Annotated in this window: 14 protein-coding genes and 1 pseudogene; 9 read left to right on the top strand and 6 right to left on the bottom strand. The window is 68.2% G+C overall.

Translation table 11 applies throughout. From position 1 onward, the window contains the following. The first annotated feature begins 126 nt into the window (after positions 1–126). The 3 genes from guaA to ASF20_RS06525 all read left to right on the top strand — a co-directional run bounded on the left by guaA (position 127) and on the right by ASF20_RS06525 (position 6580). Positions 127–1683: a glutamine-hydrolyzing GMP synthase gene (gene guaA / locus ASF20_RS06535; protein ID WP_056272257.1), complete on the top strand. Its 1557-nt coding sequence runs from the start codon at positions 127–129 to the stop codon at positions 1681–1683. A gap of 350 nt (positions 1684–2033) precedes the next feature. Continuing rightward, positions 2034–3371 carry an efflux RND transporter periplasmic adaptor subunit gene (locus tag ASF20_RS06530; RefSeq protein WP_244476346.1) on the top strand — a complete coding sequence of 446 codons (1338 nt, stop codon included), beginning with the start codon at positions 2034–2036 and terminating at the stop codon, positions 3369–3371. A 32-nt stretch (positions 3372–3403) separates the two neighbouring features. After that, on the top strand, positions 3404–6580 hold the full coding sequence (locus tag ASF20_RS06525) for a CusA/CzcA family heavy metal efflux RND transporter (protein WP_056272254.1): 3177 nt from the start codon (positions 3404–3406) through the stop codon (positions 6578–6580). A gap of 249 nt (positions 6581–6829) precedes the next feature. Here the strand turns inward: ASF20_RS06525 and ASF20_RS06520 are convergent, their stop codons facing one another. Further along, on the bottom strand, positions 6830–7162 hold the full coding sequence (locus tag ASF20_RS06520) for a hypothetical protein (protein ID WP_056272251.1): 333 nt from the start codon (positions 7160–7162) through the stop codon (positions 6830–6832). Between the two features lie 276 nt (positions 7163–7438). Next, positions 7439–9061 (bottom strand): ABC-F family ATP-binding cassette domain-containing protein, encoded by a 1623-nt coding sequence (locus tag ASF20_RS06515; protein WP_056272246.1) that lies wholly within the window; start codon positions 9059–9061, stop codon positions 7439–7441. A 171-nt stretch (positions 9062–9232) separates the two neighbouring features. Between ASF20_RS06515 and ASF20_RS06510 the strand changes: the two are divergent. The 3 genes and pseudogenes from ASF20_RS06510 to ASF20_RS06500 form a co-directional block, all read left to right on the top strand. Beyond that, positions 9233–11122 (top strand): annotated as a pseudogene (locus tag ASF20_RS06510) (MHYT domain-containing protein); the annotation flags it as partial. Between the two features lie 34 nt (positions 11123–11156). Further along, positions 11157–11570, top strand: coding sequence for a response regulator (locus tag ASF20_RS06505; RefSeq protein ID WP_056212883.1), 414 nt, complete (start codon positions 11157–11159; stop codon positions 11568–11570). Positions 11571–11583: 13 nt separating this feature from the next. Continuing rightward, the gene (locus ASF20_RS06500) at positions 11584–12633 is read left to right on the top strand and encodes a response regulator (RefSeq protein WP_056272240.1); all 1050 of its coding nucleotides are present in this window, start codon (positions 11584–11586) and stop codon (positions 12631–12633) included. Between the two features lie 7 nt (positions 12634–12640). Here ASF20_RS06500 and ASF20_RS06495 read toward each other — a convergent pair whose 3' ends face one another. Next, positions 12641–14065 carry an FAD-binding oxidoreductase gene (locus ASF20_RS06495; protein ID WP_056272236.1) on the bottom strand — a complete coding sequence of 475 codons (1425 nt, stop codon included), beginning with the start codon at positions 14063–14065 and terminating at the stop codon, positions 12641–12643. A gap of 134 nt (positions 14066–14199) precedes the next feature. Beyond that, positions 14200–15210 (bottom strand): 1-aminocyclopropane-1-carboxylate deaminase, encoded by a 1011-nt coding sequence (locus tag ASF20_RS06490; RefSeq protein ID WP_056212762.1) that lies wholly within the window; start codon positions 15208–15210, stop codon positions 14200–14202. Positions 15211–15364: 154 nt separating this feature from the next. On the opposite strand from ASF20_RS06490, the gene ASF20_RS06485 reads away from it, so the two are divergent. Both ASF20_RS06485 and ASF20_RS06480 read left to right on the top strand, forming a co-directional pair. Further along, positions 15365–15829: an Lrp/AsnC family transcriptional regulator gene (locus ASF20_RS06485; protein WP_056272225.1), complete on the top strand. Its 465-nt coding sequence runs from the start codon at positions 15365–15367 to the stop codon at positions 15827–15829. 240 nt (positions 15830–16069) lie between these two features. Further along, a complete protein-coding gene (locus tag ASF20_RS06480; protein ID WP_056272222.1) occupies positions 16070–17332 on the top strand; it encodes a D-serine ammonia-lyase in 1263 nt (420 codons plus the stop codon). Positions 17333–17535: 203 nt separating this feature from the next. On the opposite strand, the gene ASF20_RS06475 is transcribed toward ASF20_RS06480, so the two are convergent. Further along, complete coding sequence (locus tag ASF20_RS06475; RefSeq protein ID WP_056272218.1) at positions 17536–17901, bottom strand: helix-turn-helix domain-containing protein; 366 nt, start codon at positions 17899–17901, stop codon at positions 17536–17538. A gap of 107 nt (positions 17902–18008) precedes the next feature. Here ASF20_RS06475 and ASF20_RS06470 point away from each other — a divergent pair, with 107 nt between their 5' ends. Next, positions 18009–18755 (top strand): glucose 1-dehydrogenase, encoded by a 747-nt coding sequence (locus ASF20_RS06470; protein WP_056272214.1) that lies wholly within the window; start codon positions 18009–18011, stop codon positions 18753–18755. Positions 18756–18803: 48 nt separating this feature from the next. Here ASF20_RS06470 and ASF20_RS06465 read toward each other — a convergent pair whose 3' ends face one another. Then, on the bottom strand, positions 18804–19772 hold the full coding sequence (locus tag ASF20_RS06465; RefSeq protein ID WP_056272211.1) for an aliphatic sulfonate ABC transporter substrate-binding protein: 969 nt from the start codon (positions 19770–19772) through the stop codon (positions 18804–18806). Between the last annotated feature and the right edge of the window lie 8 nt (positions 19773–19780).

Below are 19780 nucleotides of genomic sequence, written 5' to 3'. Positions count from 1 at the left end.
GACGCCCGGCGGTGAACACCGGGTTAACGGTCCTTTGCGCCGCATCCCCAGCCCGATGCCGGCCGCGGGGCGGCTCTGCGGGGTGATCCGTTGCACCGGACCGAGGCCTCGTCTAACTCCGGTTCCATGACTACAGAGCACGATAAGATCCTCATCGTCGATTTCGGCAGCCAGGTGACGCAGCTCATCGCGCGCCGCGTTCGCGAGGAGGGCGTCTACTGTGAGATCGTCCCCTTCACCAAGGCGGCCGAAGCCTTCGCCGAAACCAAGCCCAAGGGCGTGATCCTCTCGGGCGGTCCCGAATCGGTGACGACCGACGCCTCGCCCCGGACCCCGCAGATCGTGTTCGATTCCGGCGTGCCGGTCTTCGGCATCTGCTACGGTCAGCAGACCATGGCGGCCCAGCTCGGCGGCGAGGTCGAGGGCGGGCACCACGCGGAGTTCGGTCGGGCCGAGATCGAGATCCTGTCGGATTGCCCCCTGTTCAAGGGCGTCTGGCACGTGGGCGAGCACTACCCCGTCTGGATGAGCCACGGCGACCGCGTCACGAAGCTGCCGGACGGTTTCACGACCGTCGCCATGTCGAAGAACGCCCCCTTCGCGGCGGTCGCGGACGAAGCGCGCAAGTACTACGCGGTGCAGTTCCATCCGGAGGTGGCGCACACGCCGCATGGCGCCCTCCTGATCCGCAACTTCGTGCGCGACATCGCCGGCTGTTCCGGCGACTGGACCATGGGCGCCTACCGCGAGGAGGCGATCGAGAAGATCCGAGCGCAGGTCGGCAAGGAGCGGGTGATCTGCGGCCTGTCCGGCGGCGTCGACTCAGCGGTGGCGGCGGTGCTGATCCACGAGGCGATCGGCGAGCAGCTCACCTGCGTCTTCGTCGACCACGGCCTCCTGCGCATGGGTGAGGCCGAGGAGGTCGTGCGCCTGTTCCGCGACCACTACAACATCCCCCTCGTCCATGTGGAGGCGCAGGACCTGTTCCTCGGCGAGCTGACCGGCGTCAGCGACCCGGAGCAGAAGCGCAAGACCATCGGGCGCCTGTTCATCGACGTGTTCGAGGCCGAGTCGAGGAAGATCGGCGGCGCCGCCTTCCTGGCCCAGGGCACCCTCTACCCGGACGTGATCGAGAGCGTCTCGTTCACCGGTGGTCCCTCGGTCACGATCAAGTCCCACCACAATGTCGGCGGCCTGCCCGAGCGCATGAACATGCAGCTCGTCGAGCCCCTGCGCGAGCTGTTCAAGGACGAGGTCCGTGTGCTCGGCAAGGAGCTCGGGCTGCCGGAGGCCTTCGTCGGACGCCACCCCTTCCCGGGTCCGGGCCTTGCCATCCGCTGCCCCGGCACGATCACCCCCGAGAAGCTCGAAGCTCTGCGCAAGGCCGATGCGATCTACCTGGAGGAGATCCGCAACGCGGGCCTCTACGACACGATCTGGCAGGCCTTCGCGGTGATCCTTCCCGTGAAAACTGTCGGGGTGATGGGCGATGGACGCACCTACGACCACGTCTGCGCCCTGCGCGCCGTGACCTCGGTCGACGGCATGACTGCCGATTTCTATCCGTTCGACATGACGTTCCTCGGTCGGGTGGCAACGCGGATCATCAACGAGGTCAAGGGGATCAACCGCGTGACCTACGATATCACCTCGAAGCCGCCCGGAACGATCGAGTGGGAATGAAGGGCAGGGGGGACCGATGAAAAAGATTTCTCTGCGCCCCGCAGTGTCGCTGGCAGGATAAATCGTCATGGCGCACGATACCCCTTGCTGCGCCCTAATTGGCATGTAGTATACCAAAGGTCCCTCCCAGGGATTCATGTGACGCAACTTTAACCCCGCAGGCCTTAGGGTCCGCGGGGTTTTCTCGTCCGAACTTTCAGCTCCCACACGGGCCGAACGACGGGCGCCAGCCCAATATTGGAAAGCCGCGCGATCTGTCGGAGCGACCCGTTTCTCTGGGTTGGGAAGTCACACCGATCACGCGATGGACGACGCGACCAAATCGTGAATGGGCCACGCTTGTATCTCAGGTGACGGCCTTCTACAGACCGACGCACCATCCGGCTGGACCGGATGAGTGCACAAATGCGAAGACATGCGAGATTGATTCGATGATTGAGCCTCAGGGTTCGTTCGCTCCACTCGTCGGGTTGAAGCATCGCACTCAGGTTTCCATTCTCTTAGTCGCCTCAAGTCTTTGCGTTGCTGGCTTCTTGTGGCTGCCCAGTACGCTCGCGGGTGCTGCAACGACGCCGACGCCGGCAGCCGTCACGGTCACACCACCGAGCAACGGCGATTTCGTCCTCAGCCCGGACCAGCTGGCCGCCATCGACACTGAGACGGTGGAGCAGCGCCTCTTCTACGAGGAGATCACCACCGAGGGTAAGATCGGCGTCGACGAGTATCAGGCCACCCCGGTGTTCTCCCCCTATCCGGGTCGGGTCATCGCCATCTTCGCGCGCACCGGCGAGCAGGTGCAGAAAGGTGAGCGCCTCTTCTCGATCCAGGCCAACGAGATGGTCCAGGCCCAGAACGATTATCTTGCGGCCTTGAACGTCCTGGCCAAGGCACGGTCGCAACTCGGCTACGCCCAGGCCGCCGAGAAGCGCCTGCACGATCTCTATGATTCACGGGTCACCACGCTGCGCGAGCTCCAATCCGCGCAGAACGATCTGAACACGGCCACCAACGATGCCCGGACGGCCGAGGTCGGTCTGGAGGCCGTGCGCAACCGGCTGCGCATCCTGGGCCTGCGCGACGACGAGGTCGCCAATCTACAGAAGGGCTCGATCAACCCCGAAACGGCGATCAACGCGCCCCTCAAGGGAACGATCATCCAGCGCAAGATCGGACCGGGTCAGTATGTCGGCACCGGGGGCAGCGACCCCTCGTACATCATCGGCGACCTGTCCAAGGTCTGGCTCATCGCGCAGCTGCGTGAGCCGGACGCGGCGAAGGTCGATCTCGGCGATCGGCTCAAGTTCCGCGTACTCGCCTATCCCGACAAGGTCTTCGAGGGGCGGATCAACTTCATCGGATCGTCCGTCGACCCGACGACCCGTCGCATCACGGTTCGGGCCGATATCGACAACACACAGAATCTGCTGAAGCCCGAGATGTACGCCACCGTGCGCATCATCAACGAGCGCGAAACCCTATCGCAATCGGTTCCCCGTGCAGCGGTCGTGCTGGAGGGCAGCAAGGCGAGCGTCTGGGTGTTGAAGGCCGACAACACGGTCGAGAGCCGCCGGGTCAAACCCGGCATCATCGACGGAAGCAAGATCGAGATCCTCGAAGGTCTGGCGACCGGCGAGCGTGTGATCTCGCGCGGCTCCCTATTCATCGACCGGATGGTGACCCGGGGCTGATCCGTCGGCTCCCGTCAGCAGGAACCCAACGCATGACCGGCCTCGTCCATCTCGCGCTGCGCCAGCGTGCCCTGGTGGTTCTCGCGTTCGTTCTGCTGCTGGCCTGCGGGCTGGTCGCCTTCCGAACCCTGAACATCGAGGCCTATCCGGACCCGACCCCGCCGATGATCGACGTGATCACGCAAGCGAATGGTCTGTCGGGCGAGGAGATCGAGCGCTACGTCACCGTGCCGATCGAGGTGATCACCTCCGGCTTGCCGAACCTGAAGCAGGTCCGCTCGGTCTCCCTCTACGGGCTGTCGGATGTGAAGCTGCAGTTCGGCTTCGAGTTCAGCTACCGCGAGGCCGAGCAGCAGGTGCTGAACCGGCTGGCCCAGCTCGACGCCCTTCCCAACGGCGCCAAGCCGACCATCTCGCCGGTGAGCCCCATCGGTGAGATCTTTCGCTACAAACTGACGGCGCCGGCGGGCTACAGCGTCCTTGACCTAAAATCCCTGCAGGACTGGGTGCTGCGTCGGCGCTTCCGCGCCGTGCCGGGCGTCATCGACGTCATCGGCTGGGGCGGCAAGACCAAGACCTTCGACATCGCCGTCGACCTCGACCGGCTCACCGCCTACGGGTTGACACTGTCGGGCGTCGTGAAAACCCTGAACGACAGCAACCTGAACGTCGGCGGCAACCGGATCAATCTCGGCACCCAGTCGGCTGTGGTGCGCGGTGTCGGCTTGATTCGCTCCACCGACGACATCGGCGAGACGGTGCTGACACAGTCGGGCGGCGCACCGGTGCTGGTCAAGGACGTCGCCACCGTCACGATCGGGCACCAGCCACGCCTCGGCATCGCCGGCATGAACGACGACGATGACATCGTCCAGGGCATCGTGCTGATGCGGCGGGGCGAGGAGAGCACGCCGACCATCGCTGCCGTGCAGGCGGAGGTGGGGCGCATCGAGGCCATGGGCCTGCTGCCGCCGGGCGTCCGGATCGAGCGGATCTACGACAGGGCCGACCTCATCGCGGTCACCACGCACACCGTGCTGCACAACATGCTGGTCGGCATCGTGCTGATCCTCATCGTGCAGTGGCTCTTTCTCGGCAATCTGCGCAGCGCCCTCATCGTGGTGGCGACCATCCCCTTCGCGCTGTTCTTCGCCGTCATCATTCTGGTGGTGCGCGGCGAGTCGGCGAACCTGCTCTCCGTCGGCGCCCTGGATTTCGGACTGATCGTCGATGGCACGGTGATCATGGTGGAGGCGATCTTCCGGCGGCTCTCCGGTCACGGTGCACCGACAGGGGAGGTGGTCCGGCCGGGCCTCGCAGGCAAGCTCCTGCGGATCTGCCAAGCCTCCGGGGACGTCAGTCGCTCGATCGTCTTCGCGGCGATCATCATCGTCACGGGCTTCCTGCCGCTCTTCACCCTGACGGGGGTGGAAGGCCACATCTTCGGGCCGATGGCGCAGACCTACGCCTACGCGCTGCTCGGCGGGCTCATCGCCACCTTCACGGTGACGCCAGTCCTCTCCGCCTACCTCCTTCCAGCCCATGTCGAAGAGGTCGAGACGATCCTCGTGCGGACCCTGGACCGGCTCTACCGGCCCGCCATCCGCGCCGCCCTGGGCAATCGCATCCTAACCCTCGGCCTCGCGCTGCTGCTCACCGCCGGCGTCGGCGTGGCGGGGCGCCAGCTCGGCCTGGAATTCCTGCCCAAACTCGAGGAGGGCAATCTCTGGCTGCGTGCCACCATGCCGGCGACGATCTCGCTGGAGGAGGGCAACCTCTACGTCAACCGGATCCGCCGCATCATCGCAGCGGTGCCGGAGGTCGAGAGCGTGGTCTCGCAGCACGGCCGCCCGGATGACGGCACCGATGCCGCCGGCTTCTTCAACGGCGAGTTCTTCGCGCCGCTCAAGCCGGCCGAGAAGTGGCGGCCGGGCATGACCAAGGACCGGATGGTCGGCGATCTCCTCGACCGGCTGCGCACCGATTTCCCCGGCGTGGAGTTCAACGTCTCGCAGTACCTGCAGGACAACGTCGCCGAGGCGGTCTCCGGCATCAAGGGCGAGAACTCGTTCAAGGTGTTCGGATCCGACCTCGAAACCTTGACGGCGGTCGCCAATCGGGTCGAGGCCGTGCTCCGCAAGGTGCCCGGCGTCACCGATCTCGGCGTGTTCACGTCGCTCGGTCAGCCCACGGTGCAGATCGACGTCGACCGGGTCCGTGCCGCACGCTACGGCCTCACCCCCGGCGACATCAATGCCACGGTCCGCACCGCCATCGGCGGCGACAGCGCCGGCGACCTCTACGACAGCGGCTCGGATCGTCACTATCCGATCGTCATCCGCCTCGCCGAGCAGTTCCGCCAGAGCGTGGCCTCCATCCGCAACCTGCGCATCTCCGGGCAGGGGCCGAACGGCACGCTGATGCAGGTGCCCTTGAGCGAGGTCGCCCAGGTCGCCCTCGTCTCAGGGCCGGCCTACATCTACCGGGAGGGCCAGGAGCGCTACCTTCCGGTGAAGTTTAGCGTCCGCGACCGCGACCTCGGCAGCGCGATCCTGGAGGCACGAGAGCGCGTGAACGCCGAGGTGGCCCTGCCGCGGGGCTACCGCCTCGAACTCGTGGGCGAATTCAACAACATGCAGGGTGCCCTGGCGCGCCTGTCGGTGACAGTCCCGATCGCCATCGGCCTCATCGCGATCCTGCTGTTCATGAACTTCGGCTCCGCGATCGACATGCTGCTGGCGCTCAGCGTCATCCCGATGGCAGCGGCCGGCGGCGTGCTCGCCCTGGTGATCACCGACACACCGTTCAGCGTCTCGGCGGCGATCGGATTCATCGCGCTCCTCGGCATCGCCGTGATGGACGGCATCATCGTGCTGTCGCACTTCAACGGTCTGATCAACGAGGGAGAGGAGCGAGTGCGGGCGATGCTGCGGACCTGTCACACGCAGCTCCGGCCGGTGGTGATGACCTGCGTGGTCGCCGGCGTCGGCCTCCTGCCGGCCGCCTTCTCGAATGGTGTCGGATCGCAGGTTCAGAAGCCCCTGGCGCTGGTCGTGGTTGGCGGCATGAGCCTGGCGCCGCTTCTCATCCTGCTGATCCTGCCGGTGCTCATCCTCACGCTTTCGCAGCGAAAGCCCGGACTGGCCGAGGAGGAGGATGGTGACCCGCGATCGACCGCGGCTTCGCAGCCGGCTTCGGTCACCGCTTGACCCGGCCTAACCGCGCGCCGACACCCGGCCGTTGACTGGGCTCAGAACGCGATCAGGGAACCTTAGGGGGGGTGGTTGAAAGGTGCCGATCGTCCCGCACATCAAGGGATGACGCGGCTGGCGAACAACGATCTCACGATGTTGAGGTCGTTCCGAAGGAGGGGTCGATCCCGCCGCCGCGACGAATAAGCGGGCGGCTTCACGACCCGCTCGGGAGCGGGTCGGTCATGCGACTGACACGAAAAGCGCTCAGTTGTTGATGGTCAGCGTGGCCTTCGTCACCGGCATGTCCGGCGGCGTCGCGTCCGCGATCTGATTTGTGGTCGGATGCGGGGTTCGAGCGTTCATCCAATCCGCACCGATCTGCACCGACAGGAGAAGCAGAAGCACCGCCATCAGGGCGTTCGCAGCCCGCTGGAAGGGACGAACGGACAGCCGCACAGTCGCTTCCAGTCGATCGGCATCCGTCGTCGCGGCGTCCAATCGGTCCGAGATCGGGAGAAGCCACGGCTCACTCGGAAGGGCCTGAAGCCCTCCCATTTCATGAGCGCCCGGCAGGTTCTGGAACAGTCCGCAGGACATATCCGTACTCCTGGTTGGTGAGTGGCAGCCGAGTGTGGAAGGCTGTTCGTTCATATTCAGTTAATCTGACTTTTTGTTCATTTCAAGTTCAGGGATGGAGAGCGCCTCCCTTCCAACGGTCGTCCTGTGTCCGATGGCAGCCTCAAGGGGCTGTTCGTACGACAGTTCCTCCTCCACGAACTGCCTGCAGGCTCGTGATGCGAGCCGCGGTCGACCTGTCCGCTGCGAGCCAGCATCGGATCAGCCAGAATGCCGGCAGCCCCATCGCGTCGACCATCAGCTCCGCAGTCCCGGCGCCTCCTGACCCGTGCGTGCGACGTACTCGGTGTAGCCGCCGCCATACTGATGGATTCCGTCCGGCGTAAGTTCGAGGACGCGGTTCGACAGGGCGGCGAGGAAGTGGCGGTCGTGGCTCACGAACAGCATCGTCCCCTCGTAGTTCGCCAGGGCGGCGATCAGCATCTCCTTGGTGCCCATGTCGAGGTGGTTGGTAGGCTCGTCGAGGACGAGGAAGTTCGGCGGGTCGTAGAGCATTCGCGCCATCACGAGGCGGGCCTTCTCGCCACCTGAGAGCACGCGGCAGCGCTTCTCCACGTCGTCTCCCGAGAAGCCGAAGCAGCCGGCCAGCGCCCGGAGAGAGCCCTGGCCCGCTTGCGGGAAGGAATCCTCCAGGAACCCGAACACCGTGCGGTCGCCGTCCAGCACGTCCATGGCGTGTTGCGCGAAGTAGCCGAGCTTGACGCTGCCACCAACCGCGACGTTGCCGTCGTCGGGCTTGGCGGTTCCGGTCACGAGCTTGAGGAGCGTCGACTTGCCGGCCCCGTTGATGCCCATCACGCACCAGCGCTCGCGCCGCCGGATCGAGAAGTCGAGGCCCTCGTAGATGGTGCGGCTGCCGTAGCGCTTGTGCACGTTCTTGAGCATCACGACGTCGTCGCCGGAGCGGGGGGCGGGCAGAAATTCGAAGGCGACGCTCTGGCGGCGCTTGGGCGGCTCCACCCGCTCGATCTTGTCGAGCTTCTTCACCCGGCTCTGCACCTGGGCAGCGTGGGAGGCCCGCGCCTTGAAACGCTCGATGAACTTGATCTCCTTGGCGAGCATCGCCTGCTGGCGCTCGAATTGGGCCTGTTGCTGCGTCTCGTTGAGCGTGCGCTGCTGCTCGTAGAAGGCGTAGTCGCCCGAGTAGGTGGTGAGCTGTCCGCCGTCGATCTCGACGATCTTCGTGACGATGCGATTCATAAACTCGCGGTCGTGCGAAGTCATCAACAGGGCGCCCTCATAGCCCTTGAGAAAGGCTTCGAGCCAGATCAGGCTCTCCAGGTCGAGATGGTTGCTCGGCTCGTCGAGGAGCATGACTTCGGGGTTCATCAGGAGGATGCGGGCGAGCGCCACGCGCATCTTCCAGCCGCCCGAGAGCTTGCCGACGTCGCCGTCCATCATCTCCTGGGAGAAGCTCAAGCCCGCCAGCACCTCGTAGGCACGCCCCTCCAGGGCATAGCCGTCGAGTTCCTCGAAGCGGGCCTGGACCTCGCCGTAGCGCTCGATCAGCGCCTCCATCTCGTCGGCCCGGTCGGGGTCGGCCAGGGCCTGCTCGACCTCCTTCAGCTCGGCGCCGATCTCGCTGACAGGGCCGGCGCCGTTCATCACCTCGGAGACGACGGTACGGCCGGACATCTCGCCGACGTCCTGGCTGAAATACCCGATGGTGATGCCGCGATCCGCGGCGACCTGGCCCTCGTCGGGCTGCTCCTCGCCGGTAATCATCCGGAACAGAGTGGTCTTGCCGGCACCGTTGGGGCCGACCAGACCGACCTTCTCGCCCCGCTGGAGGGCGGCGGAGGCCTCGATGAAGACGATCTGGCGGCCGTTCTGCTTGCCGATTTTTTCGAGGCGGATCATGGGATGCGGATCACGGGCTCATGTGGGTTCGGGCGGGTGCTGCGGCCTTACGGCATGTGTGCCCCGAGGGGTAGTGCAGCCCGGCACCGGGCCGGCGCGTCCTCCGCGTTCGGCGCCGATGGTCCTCGAGGCGAAGACCCGCTAGGCTGACGCTTTCACGGTCAAAACGGTCTCTCCGCGCCCCCGATGGTCCACACCGGCTACAATCCGGCGCTCGTCGCCCTGTCCGTCACGATCGCGATCTTCGCCTCCTACACCGCGCTGGATCTCGGTGGCCGCGGCCGGGGCTCGGCGGGCAGGCGCCGCTGGGCCTGGATCGCTGCCGCCGCCTGCGCGATGGGCGGCGGGATCTGGTCGATGCACTTCGTCGGCATGCTGGCCTTCGAGATGGGAATGCCGGTCGCCTACGACCTCGGCACCACGGCCCTGTCCCTCGCGCTGGCCATCGCCTGCACCGGTGCCGCCTTCGCGTGGATCAGCCGGCCGGGCGCGACGCGACGCGACCTGTTCGTCGCCGGCCCTGTCATGGGCCTGGGGGTGGCCGCGATGCACTACACCGGCATGGCAGCGATGCAGATGCCGGGCCATCTCACCTATGCCTGGCCGCTGGTGGCGCTGTCAGTCGTCATCGCGGTCACGGCAGCGACGGCGGCCCTCTGGCTCACCCTGCGCCAGAACAGCGTATGGCAGACGCTCATCGCCGCCACCGTGATGGGCCTCGCGGTGGCGGGCATGCACTACACCGGCATGGCCGCGGCGACCTTCTCGCCCGAAGGCGCCGGTGCGCATCCGACCGGTCTCGGCGCCGTACAGCAGAACCTGGCGCTGGCGGTGGCCGGCGCGACCTTCCTGATCCTATTCCTGGCAATGCTCGCCTCCTCCTTCGACCAGCAGCGGGTCCAGGGCGACCTCCAGGCCAGCGAGGGGCGCTTCCGCGCCGCGGTACAGGCCGTGCGTGGCGTGCTCTGGACCAACGATGCGGAGGGCCGGATGCTCGGCGAGCAGCCGGGCTGGAGCGCCATCACGGGGCAGAGCCGAGCCGAGTACGAAGGCTACGGCTGGGCCAAGGCCGTCCACCCCGACGATCAGCAGACCAGCATCGAGGCGTGGAACGAGACCGTGCGGGCGCGGCGGACCTTCGTTCACGAGCACCGGGTGCGCTCCGCCGATGGCGCCTGGCGCCACTACGCCATCCGCGCCGTGCCGGTCTTTCACGATGACGGATCGATCCGGGAATGGGTGGGCGTCCACACCGACATCACCGAGCAGCGCCAAGCCGAAGCCGAACTGCGCGAGTCCAACGAGGAGATCCAGCGCTACGCCTACATCGTGAGCCACGACCTGCGCGCGCCCCTCGTGAATGTCATGGGGTTCACGAGCGAGCTGGAAACGACCCGCGAAGACGTGCGCGCCGCCCTGCAGGGGCACCCGCAGGCGGAGCGGATCGACGCGGATCTCGGCGAGGCTCTCGGCTTCATCAAGGCCGCGGTGACGCGCATGGAGCGCCTGATCGCTGCCATCCTGAAGCTGTCGCGGGAAGGGCGGCGCAGCTTCACGCCGGAACGCCTCGACATGACGAGCCTGCTGTGCCGCCTCGCCGACGCACAGCACCACCAGACCGAGCAGGTGGGCGCCCGCGTCGTCATCGCGCCGGACCTACCGCGTCTCGTCGCCGACCGGCTGGCGATCGAGCAGATCTTCGGCAATCTCATCGACAACGCGGTCAAGTATCTCGACCCGGCACGGCCGGGGCGGATCGAGATCAAGGCACAAGTGCTGGGGGGCGGCCGCGTCCGCTACAGCGTCGCAGACAATGGCCGGGGCATCGCCGAGCGGGACCATGCACGGGTGTTCGAACTGTTCCGACGCTCCGGAGCGCAGGATCGGCCGGGGGAGGGCATCGGGCTTGCCCACGTCAAGGCGTTGGTCCGGTCCCTCGGCGGCCGGATCGAGGTCGCGTCGGAACTGGGGGTGGGCACAACCTTCAGCGTGACGCTGCCGCGCGAGACCGCTACAGGTCAGGGACAGGACGGGCCGCCGATGCGGCTCGCCGCCGAATAGGTGCGGAGGAAGCGTGAACGCCGTCGAAATCGTCATGATCGAGGACGATGAGGGCCATGCGCGCCTGATCGAGCGCAACATCCGCCGCGCCGGTGTGAACAACACCATCCTGCCCTTCCGGGACGGGACGTCGGCGCTCGAATATCTCCTCGGCGCCGACGGCACCGGCGAGGCGAGCGCCAAGCGCCACCTGCTGATCCTTCTCGACCTGAATCTGCCGGACATGACCGGCATCGACATCCTCGAGAAGGTGAAGGCGAACACCCACACCAAGCGCTCGCCCGTCGTCGTCCTCACCACGACGGACGACCAGCGCGAGATCCAGCGCTGCTACGACCTCGGCGCGAACGTCTACATCACCAAGCCCGTCAACTACGAGGGCTTCGCCAACGCCATCCGGCAGCTCGGGCTGTTCTTCTCCGTGATGCAGGTGCCGGAAAACCCATGACATCGGACCGCACATGACCGAGTCCGCGCCTCCAGGCCGCGGTCGCGTCCTCTACATCGACGACGACCCCGGCCTGGGGCGGCTCGTGCAGCGCGCCCTCACGGCGCGGGGCTACGCCGTGGAGCTTGCCCTCGACGGCGATGCCGGACTGGCGCGTCTCGGGCAGGGCGACATCGACGTCGTCGCCCTCGATCATCACATGCCTGGGCAGACCGGCCTCGACATCCTGCCGGCCATCCGCGCCCTGCCGGAGGCGCCGCCGGTGGTCTACGTCACCGGCTCGGAGGACAGCCGCGTCGCGGTGGCGGCCCTGAAGGCGGGGGCCGTCGACTACGTCTGGAAGGACCTGCAGGGCCAGTTCCGCGAGCTCCTCGGCGAGGCCATCGATACCGCTCTGCGGCAGGAGGCTCTGCGGCGGGACAAGGAGCGGGCCGAGCAGGCGGTGCGGGAGGCGCGCGACCGGGCCGAGATCATGCTGCGGGAGGTGAACCACCGCGTCGCCAACTCGCTGGCGCTGGTGGCGGCCCTGACCCACATGCAGACCAACGCGGTGACGGACCCGGCGGCGAAGGCCGCACTCCAGGAGATGCAGGCCCGGATCTCGGCGATCGCGGGCATCCACCGCCGGCTCTACACCTCCGACGACGTGGAGGCGGTGGACCTCGACGCCTACCTGGCGAGCCTCGTGGAGGAGCTCCAGGCAGCCATGAAGGCGGCCGGGCGCGACCACGCCATCCGCCTCGACGCGGCGCCGGTGCGGCTCGCCACCGACAAGGCCGTCTCGGTCGGCGTCGTGGTTACCGAGCTCGTGACCAACGCCTACAAATACGCCTATCCCCCTGAGGCGTCAGGGGAAATCCGGGTCTCCATCGCTCGGCAGGGCAGCGATGGCCTGACCCTGACCGTGGAGGATGACGGCATCGGCTGGACCGGCGAGGGCCAGCCGCGGGGCACCGGCCTCGGCTCCCGGATCATCCGGGCGATGGCGACGAACCTGCGCTCGGCCCTGGTCTATGGCGGCGGTCCGATCGGCACCCGGGCGACGCTCTCCTTCCAGCACTGAGGCGTCCCTAGACCAGCGCGCCCGCGTTCATGATTCCGTCCGGGTCGAGGCCGTGCTTGACCGCTGCGATCAGGCGCAGGCGGGCGGGATCCGAGTAGCGTTCCAGCAGGTCGCGCTTGAAGCGACCGATGCCATATTCCGCGCTGTATCCGCCGCCGTATTCCAGCGCGATCGTGTAGAGGTCGTGGGCAAAACCCGCCTCGATCTCGCGCGTGAACGCGACCCGGTCGCGGCCCGCCGGCACGACGAGGTTGTAGTGCAGGTTGCCGTCGCCGACATGGCCGTAGACCGAGAGCCGGACGTCCGGCAGGCGCTCGGCGAGCAGGGCGGCCCCGCGGGCGAGAAAATCGGTCAGGCGGGAGATCGGCACGGCGATATCGTGCTTGACCGATCCGCCGGCATGCTTCTCCCCCTCGGGAATCGTCTCGCGCACCGCCCAGAAGGCCCGGCGCTGGGTCTCGGACTGGGCCAGCACCGCGTCGACCACCCAGCCCCGCTCCATCAGGGCCTCCAGGCATCCCATCAGCACGTCGTCGAGGGGGATGCGCTCCGAGGAAGCGGTGAGCTCGAGAAGCACCGCCCCCCCGGGTCCGGCCTTCAGGCCGGTCTCGGCGCCGCGCATCTCCGTAACGAGGCCGAGGGAGGAGGCGGAGATCAGCTCGAAGGTCGAGGCGAGGTCGGAGGTTTCCCGGCGCACCAGGGCGGCCATCTCGGGGATCGGCGCCCCTGCGGCGAGTTCGAGCCAGGCGGTGGCTCGCTGGCCCTGGGCCGGCCAGAGCTTGAGGACGACCCCGGTGATGATGCCCAGCGTCCCCTCGGCACCGATGAAGAGCTGCTTCAGGTCGTAGCCGATGTTGTTCTTGCGCAGGGTCCGCATGTCGGAGAAGAGCGTTCCGTCCGGCAGCACCACCTCCAGGCCGAGGACGAGGTCGCGGGCCATGCCGTAGCGCAGGACCTGGAGACCCCCCGCATTGGTGCCGAGGTTGCCGCCGAGGCGGCAGCTGCCTTCGGAGCCGAGGCTCAGCGGCAGGAACAGCCCGTCGGCCTCGGCGGCTTTCTGGGCGTCCGCCAGGATGGTGCCGGCGTCGCACGAAAGGGTGAAGTTCAGGGGGTCGACGGCGCGGATGCGGGTCATCCGCTCCAGGGTGACCACGAGCTGGCGCCGGCCGGGCTCCGGCGTCGCCCCGCCGACATAGCCGGTGTTGCCGCCCTGGGGCACGAGGCCGAAGCCCTGGGCCCGGGCGAGCCCGACGAGCGCCTGGACCTCCTCCACGCTGCGCGGGCGCAGCACGGCGGGGGTCTCGCCCTGCATCAGGTCGCGCTGGTCGCGGGTGTAGCGCCCGGTCAGGGCGGGGTCGGTGAGGACCCCGCCGGAGCCCAGCAGGGCCTCGAAGGGGGCGAGGGCGTCGCGGTCCGGCAGGGATTCCGGCATGGGGGAGACTTTTCCTGGCTGAGGTCGCGCGGGTTCGATCGTCGGGGACGGACCATGTCGTGCGGCCGCCCCGAAAGGAAGCACCCGGCTTTCAACGGGGGCGGAGGTGTCAGCCCCATGACGAACCGGGCAACTCAGCCGTTCCGGAAGGTATAGCTGTAGCCGTTGAGCGCCGGGGCGCCGCCCAGATGGGCGTAGAGCACCTTCGAACCCTTGGGGAAGAAGCCCTTCTGCACGAGGTCGATCATGCCCTGCATCGACTTCCCCTCGTAGACGGGGTCGGTGATCATGCCTTCCAGGCGCGCCGAGAGGCGGATGGCCGCGACCGTCTCCTTCGAGGGCACGCCGTAGACCGGGTAGGCGTAGTCCGCGTTGAGCACGATGTCATCGGCCGTGATCGCCGGGGCGCCGATGAGCTCGGCGGTGTTGCGGGCGATCTCCAGCACCTGCGCCTTGGTCTGGGCCGGGGTGCAGGAGGCGTCGATTCCGATGACGTTGCGGGCGCGCCCATCGGCGGCGAAGCCCACCACCATGCCGGCATGGGTGGAGCCGGTCACGGTGCAGACCACGACGTAGTCGAAGCGGAGACCCATCGCGGCCTCCTGGGCCCGGACCTCCTCGGCGAAGCCGACGAAGCCGAGGCCGCCGAACTTGTGCACCGAGGCGCCGGCCGGGATCGCGTAGGGCTTGCCGCCCTTGGCCTTCACGTCTTCGATGGCCTTCGTCCAGCTCTCGCGGATGCCGATGTCGAAGCCGTCCTCCACGAGCTGGGTCTCCGCGCCCATGATGCGCGACAGCATGATGTTGCCGACGCGGTCGTAGACGGCGTCCTCGTGGGGCACCCAAGCCTCCTGGATCAGCCGGCACTTCATGCCGATCTTGGCGGCCACCGCCGCCACCATGCGAGTGTGGTTGGACTGGACGCCGCCGATGGTCACCAGGGTGTCGGCCCCGCTCGCGATGGCGTCGGGCACGATGTATTCGAGCTTGCGCAGCTTGTTGCCGCCATAGGCCAGGCCGGAATTGCAGTCCTCGCGCTTGGCGTAGATCAGCACGTCGCCGCCGAGATGGGCGGTCAGGCGGGGCAGGTGCTCGATCGGGGTCGGGCCGAAGGTGAGGGGATAGCGCTCGAATTGCGACAGCATGGGCGGGGTCCTTCGTGGTCAGCCCACAAACGCTAGCAAAGAGGCTGCGAAAGGTGCTCTCGAAATCGGGGTTCGGATTTTGCAATGTTCGGCTTGCAGCCCCTCGCGACGGACATCGCTTTCGTCGATAGTGCCCCTGGCGAAAGGATCTTCCATGGACGCAGGGCTGGACCGCATGGACCTGAAGATCCTGCGCCTGCTCCAGGCCGACGGGCGCATGGGCAATGCCGAGATCGCCAAGCGGGTGAACACCAGCGCGGCCACCTGCCACCGGCGCATCCAGCGCCTGTTCGACGAGGGCTACGTCCGGGGCGTGCGGGCGCAGATCGCGCCGGAGAAGGTCGGGCGCGGCTCCCTGGTGATGGTGGGCGTGGTACTGGACCGGTCCACACCGGAGAGCTTCGCCGCCTTCGAGGCCGCGGCCCGGGCCATGCCGATGGTGCTCGACTGCCACCTCGTGGCCGGCGATTTCGACTACTTCCTCAAGATCCGCGTCTCCGACATGGCGGATTTCAACCGCCTCCACAGCGCGACCCTGATCGCCCTGCCGGGGGTCCGCCAGACCCGGACCTTCTTCGTCATGAAGGAGGTGGTCGACAATGCGCCGCTAAATATTTGAGACTGGTTGCGACCGGGTCGCGTGGCTTGTTGAGAAGGCTGCCGGCTTCGCCCGACGCACGGCCCGGACGCAGGGCGCGTTCCCCTCCCCCTTGTGGGGAGGGGTCAGGGGGGGGGGTGGCTAAACTGGCGTCCGAAGATCGCTGGTCGCCCAACCACCCTTACCTTCAGCTCCTCCCCACAAGGGGGAGGAGGGCTGCGTCGCGCTCACGCTTTTAACCACCGATAAAGGTCCACCCCCATGTCCGACCAACCGCAGGGAATTCCGGAGGCCGTGCGCGCAGGGCGTCCGACGGTCTGGTGCAACCCGCAGGTCCGGTCGGCGGCCGAGGTCCTGCCCGGGCTCACCTTCGGCCTCGCCGAGGTGCGCGACGCGGAGGCGCGCTGGCGCCGGTGCGACCCGCTGCTGAAGGCGCTGTTCCCCGAGCTGGAGACCGGGCGGATCGATTCGCCCCTGCTGCCGCTGGCCCCGGAGGTCGCCGCCCATCTCTGCGGCAGCGAGGCACCGGCCGTCTGGGTGAAGGCCGACCACGACCTGCCGGTGACGGGCTGCATCAAGGCGCGCGGCGGCGTCTACGAGGTGCTGGTCACGGCCGAGCGGCTGGCCCTGTCGCGGGGCTGGCTGCGCGCGGGCGAGTCCTACGCGCGCCTGGCCGAGCCCGAGATCCACGCAGCCTTCGGGGCCTTCACCGTGGCGGTGGGCAGCACCGGCAATCTCGGCTTCAGCGTCGGCGTCATGGCCCGCGCGCTCGGCTTCCAGGTCGAGGTCCACATGTCCCACGACGCCAAGGCCTGGAAGAAGCAGCGCCTGCGCGACATCGGCGCCCGGGTGGTGGAGCATGCGGGCGATTACGGCAGCGCGGTCGCGGCGGCGCGGGAGGCCTTCGGGGACCGGGCGGACGCGCATTTCGTCGACGACGAGAGCTCGGTCGACCTGTTCCTCGGCTATGCCGCGGCGGCCTTCGATCTGCAGCGCCAGCTTGCAGCGGCCGGCATCGCGGTCGATGCCGCCCATCCCCTGGTGGTCTACCTGCCCTGCGGGGTCGGGGGGGCGCCGGGGGGCGTCACCCTGGGGCTGAAGCTCCTGTTCGGCGACGCGGTGCACTGCGTCTTCGTCGAGCCCGTCGCCGCCCCCTGCATGCTGGTGCAGCTCGCCGCCGGGCTCGACCGGCCGGTCAGCGTCTACGACATCGGCCTCGACAACCGCACCGCCGCCGACGGCCTCGCGGTGTCGAGCGCCTCGCTCCTCGTCGCCGGCACCGTCGGCCCGCTCATCGCGGGAATCGTCACGGTGACGGATTCCGCGCTCTTCGCCGGGGTTCGCGACCTCTGGCAGCGAGCGGCCCTGCGCCTCGAACCCTCGGCCGCCGCCGCCTTCGCGGCGGTCCGCACGACGCTCGCGACCCGGCCGGACTGGCGCGACGCCACCCAGGTGGTGTGGACCACCGGCGGGGCGCTCCTGCCCGAGGCGGAGTTCCAGAAGGCGCTGGCGGCCGCAGGGTGAGGGGGTCGGCCGAGGGGCAGCTCCATCACCCCCCGTGCCCTCCACCTTAAGCACCCCGTCATCCCGGGGCCGCGCAGCGGAACCCGGGATCCAGAAACACATGTGGTGCAATGACCTGCACTGTCGGCGGCTCTGGATTCCGGGCTCGCCTTCGGCGCCCCGGAATGACGGCGCGGATTTGTCGGCGATCGGAACGCCCGCAGCTAGTCGGGATCGGAGGCAGGCAGGGGCGGCTCCCCCCGTGGCCCTTCGCCCGCATAGGCGTTCAGGATCGATCGCAGCAGGCCCGGGAAGCGGGCTTCCACCTCGTCCCAGCGGGCGTGGTTGCGCATCTCGACGCCGTGGCGCTCGCTGCGGATCAGCCCGGCCTCGCGCAGCACCTTGAAGTGGTTGGAGAGCGAGGATTTCGGGATCACCCGGTCGCCCACCGTCGCGAGCGACGCGCAGGCCTCGACGCAGCCGGCCCGCATGATGTTGGCGAAAATCGCGGCCCGGTTCGGGTCGGCCAGCGCGTGCAGGATCGCACTTGCTTGCAGGTCCTCGGGCGCGGGGTGGAACAGCGGTCTCATGATTTCGACATCTAGGGTCTTGATCTCCGCTTCGGAAGTTCCGAACTTCCGAACTATGGGACGCAAGGCGCCATGGCGGCGCCGGCCCAGGGTCGAAGGATGCTGAGATGTCGAAGCTTCAGGGCAAGGTGGCCGTCGTGACCGGCGCGTCGAAGGGCATCGGCGCGGGAATTGCCACGGCGCTGGCACGGGACGGCGCGGCGGTGGTGGTCAATTACGCCTCGAGCCAGGCGGGCGCGGAGGCGGTGGTGGCGGAGATCACCGCCGCGGGCGGGCGGGCGATCGCGGTGCGGGCGGACGTCTCGAAGCCCGCGGAGGCGCAGGCCCTGATCGCGGCGGCGGTGGCGCAGTTCGGCCGGCTCGACGTGCTGGTCAACAATTCCGGCGTCTACGAATTCGCCGCGATCGAGGAGGTCACGGAGGCGCATTACCGCCGGCTCTTCGACGTCAACGTGCTCGGCGTCCTGCTCGCCTCCGGGGCGGCGGCCAAGCACCTCGGGGAGGGCGGGAGCATCGTCAACATCTCCTCGGCCATCACCCACGTGAGCACCCCGGCCGCCGCGGTCTACAGCGGGACCAAGGGCGCCGTGAACGCGATCTCGGGCGTCCTCGCCAACGAGCTCGCCCCGCGCCGCATCCGGGTCAACACGGTCAGCCCGGGCTACGTGGTCACCGAGGGCACGCACAGCGCCGGCATCACCGGTTCGGAGATGGAGGCCGGCTTCGTCGCCCAGACGCCGCTGGGCCGTGCCGGCCACCCGGGCGACATCGCCGACGTCGTCGCCTTCCTGGCCTCGGACGAGGCCCGCTGGCTCACCGGCGAGAACATCACCGCCAGCGGCGGCATCCGCTGAACAGTCCGGCCTCGGGCGCCCCGTAGGGGCATTGCGAGGCCGGCCCGATCAGAGACCCGGCGGCGCCCAGATCGGCAGGGAAGCGGCGTCGACGGCGCGGGGGAGCAGGCCCTCGGCGCGGAAGGCGTCCGCGATGGTCTGCTGCTCGGCGAGGGCGGCGTGGGTGACGGGCTCGACCTGGTAGCTGCGCCGGGCATTCGCCTGCCGGACGATGGCCGGGTCGAGCTTCCACAGGGCGCCGAGGCGGGCGGCGGCGGCGTCCGGGTTGGCCTTCACCCAGGTCCCGGTCTCGCGCAGCTTGCCGAAGAGCAGCGCGAGCACGTCCGCGCGCTGCGTCGCGTAGTCGGCCCCGGCCAGGTAGTAGCGCTTGTACTGGGACAGGCCAGTGCCGTCGCGCAGGACGCGGGCGCCGGTTTGCTGCTCGGCCGCCGACAGGAACGGGTCCCAGGCGACCCAGGCCTCGACGCTGCCGCTGGCCAAGGCCGCGCGCCCGTCCGACGGCGTCAGGTAGGCCGGGCTGATCGCCTTGAAGGGCAGTTTTTCGGCCGCGAGGGCGGCCAGAAGCAGGTAGTGGCTGCCGGCCCCCTTGGTCACCGCGACCTTGCGGCCCTTCAGGTCGGCCACCGTCCTGATCGGCGAATCGGCCGCGACCAGGATCGCCTGCGCGGTCGGCGAGGCCGCCTCCTGGGCGATGTAGGCGATCCGTGCCTGGGCGGCCTGGGCGAAGATCGGCACGGTGTCGGCCACATCCGCCGACACGTCGATCTGCCCGGCATTCAGGGCCTCCATGATCGGCAGGCCGCTGGTGAACTCGTGCCACGTGACGGTGACGTTCAGCGGCGCCAGGGCCTTCTCCAGGGCGGACTCCTCCTTCAGCAGGGCGATCAGCGTCGAGGATTTCTGGAAGCCGATGCGGAGCTTGCCCGCCTCGGCGGCCCGGGCGTTTCCGGGGACCAGGGTCAGGGCGAACAGGCTGAGCGCGGCGGCGGCCCGCAACGCGTGGCGGCGATGGATCATGGGGGTCT

It is taken from the genome of Methylobacterium sp. Leaf88, from assembly GCF_001422795.1.
In the GTDB taxonomy this organism is placed as follows: Bacteria; Pseudomonadota; Alphaproteobacteria; order Rhizobiales; family Beijerinckiaceae; genus Methylobacterium.
The sequence above is the reverse complement of the archived record's forward strand: the minus strand, read 5'-3'. Positions and strand labels throughout refer to the sequence as shown.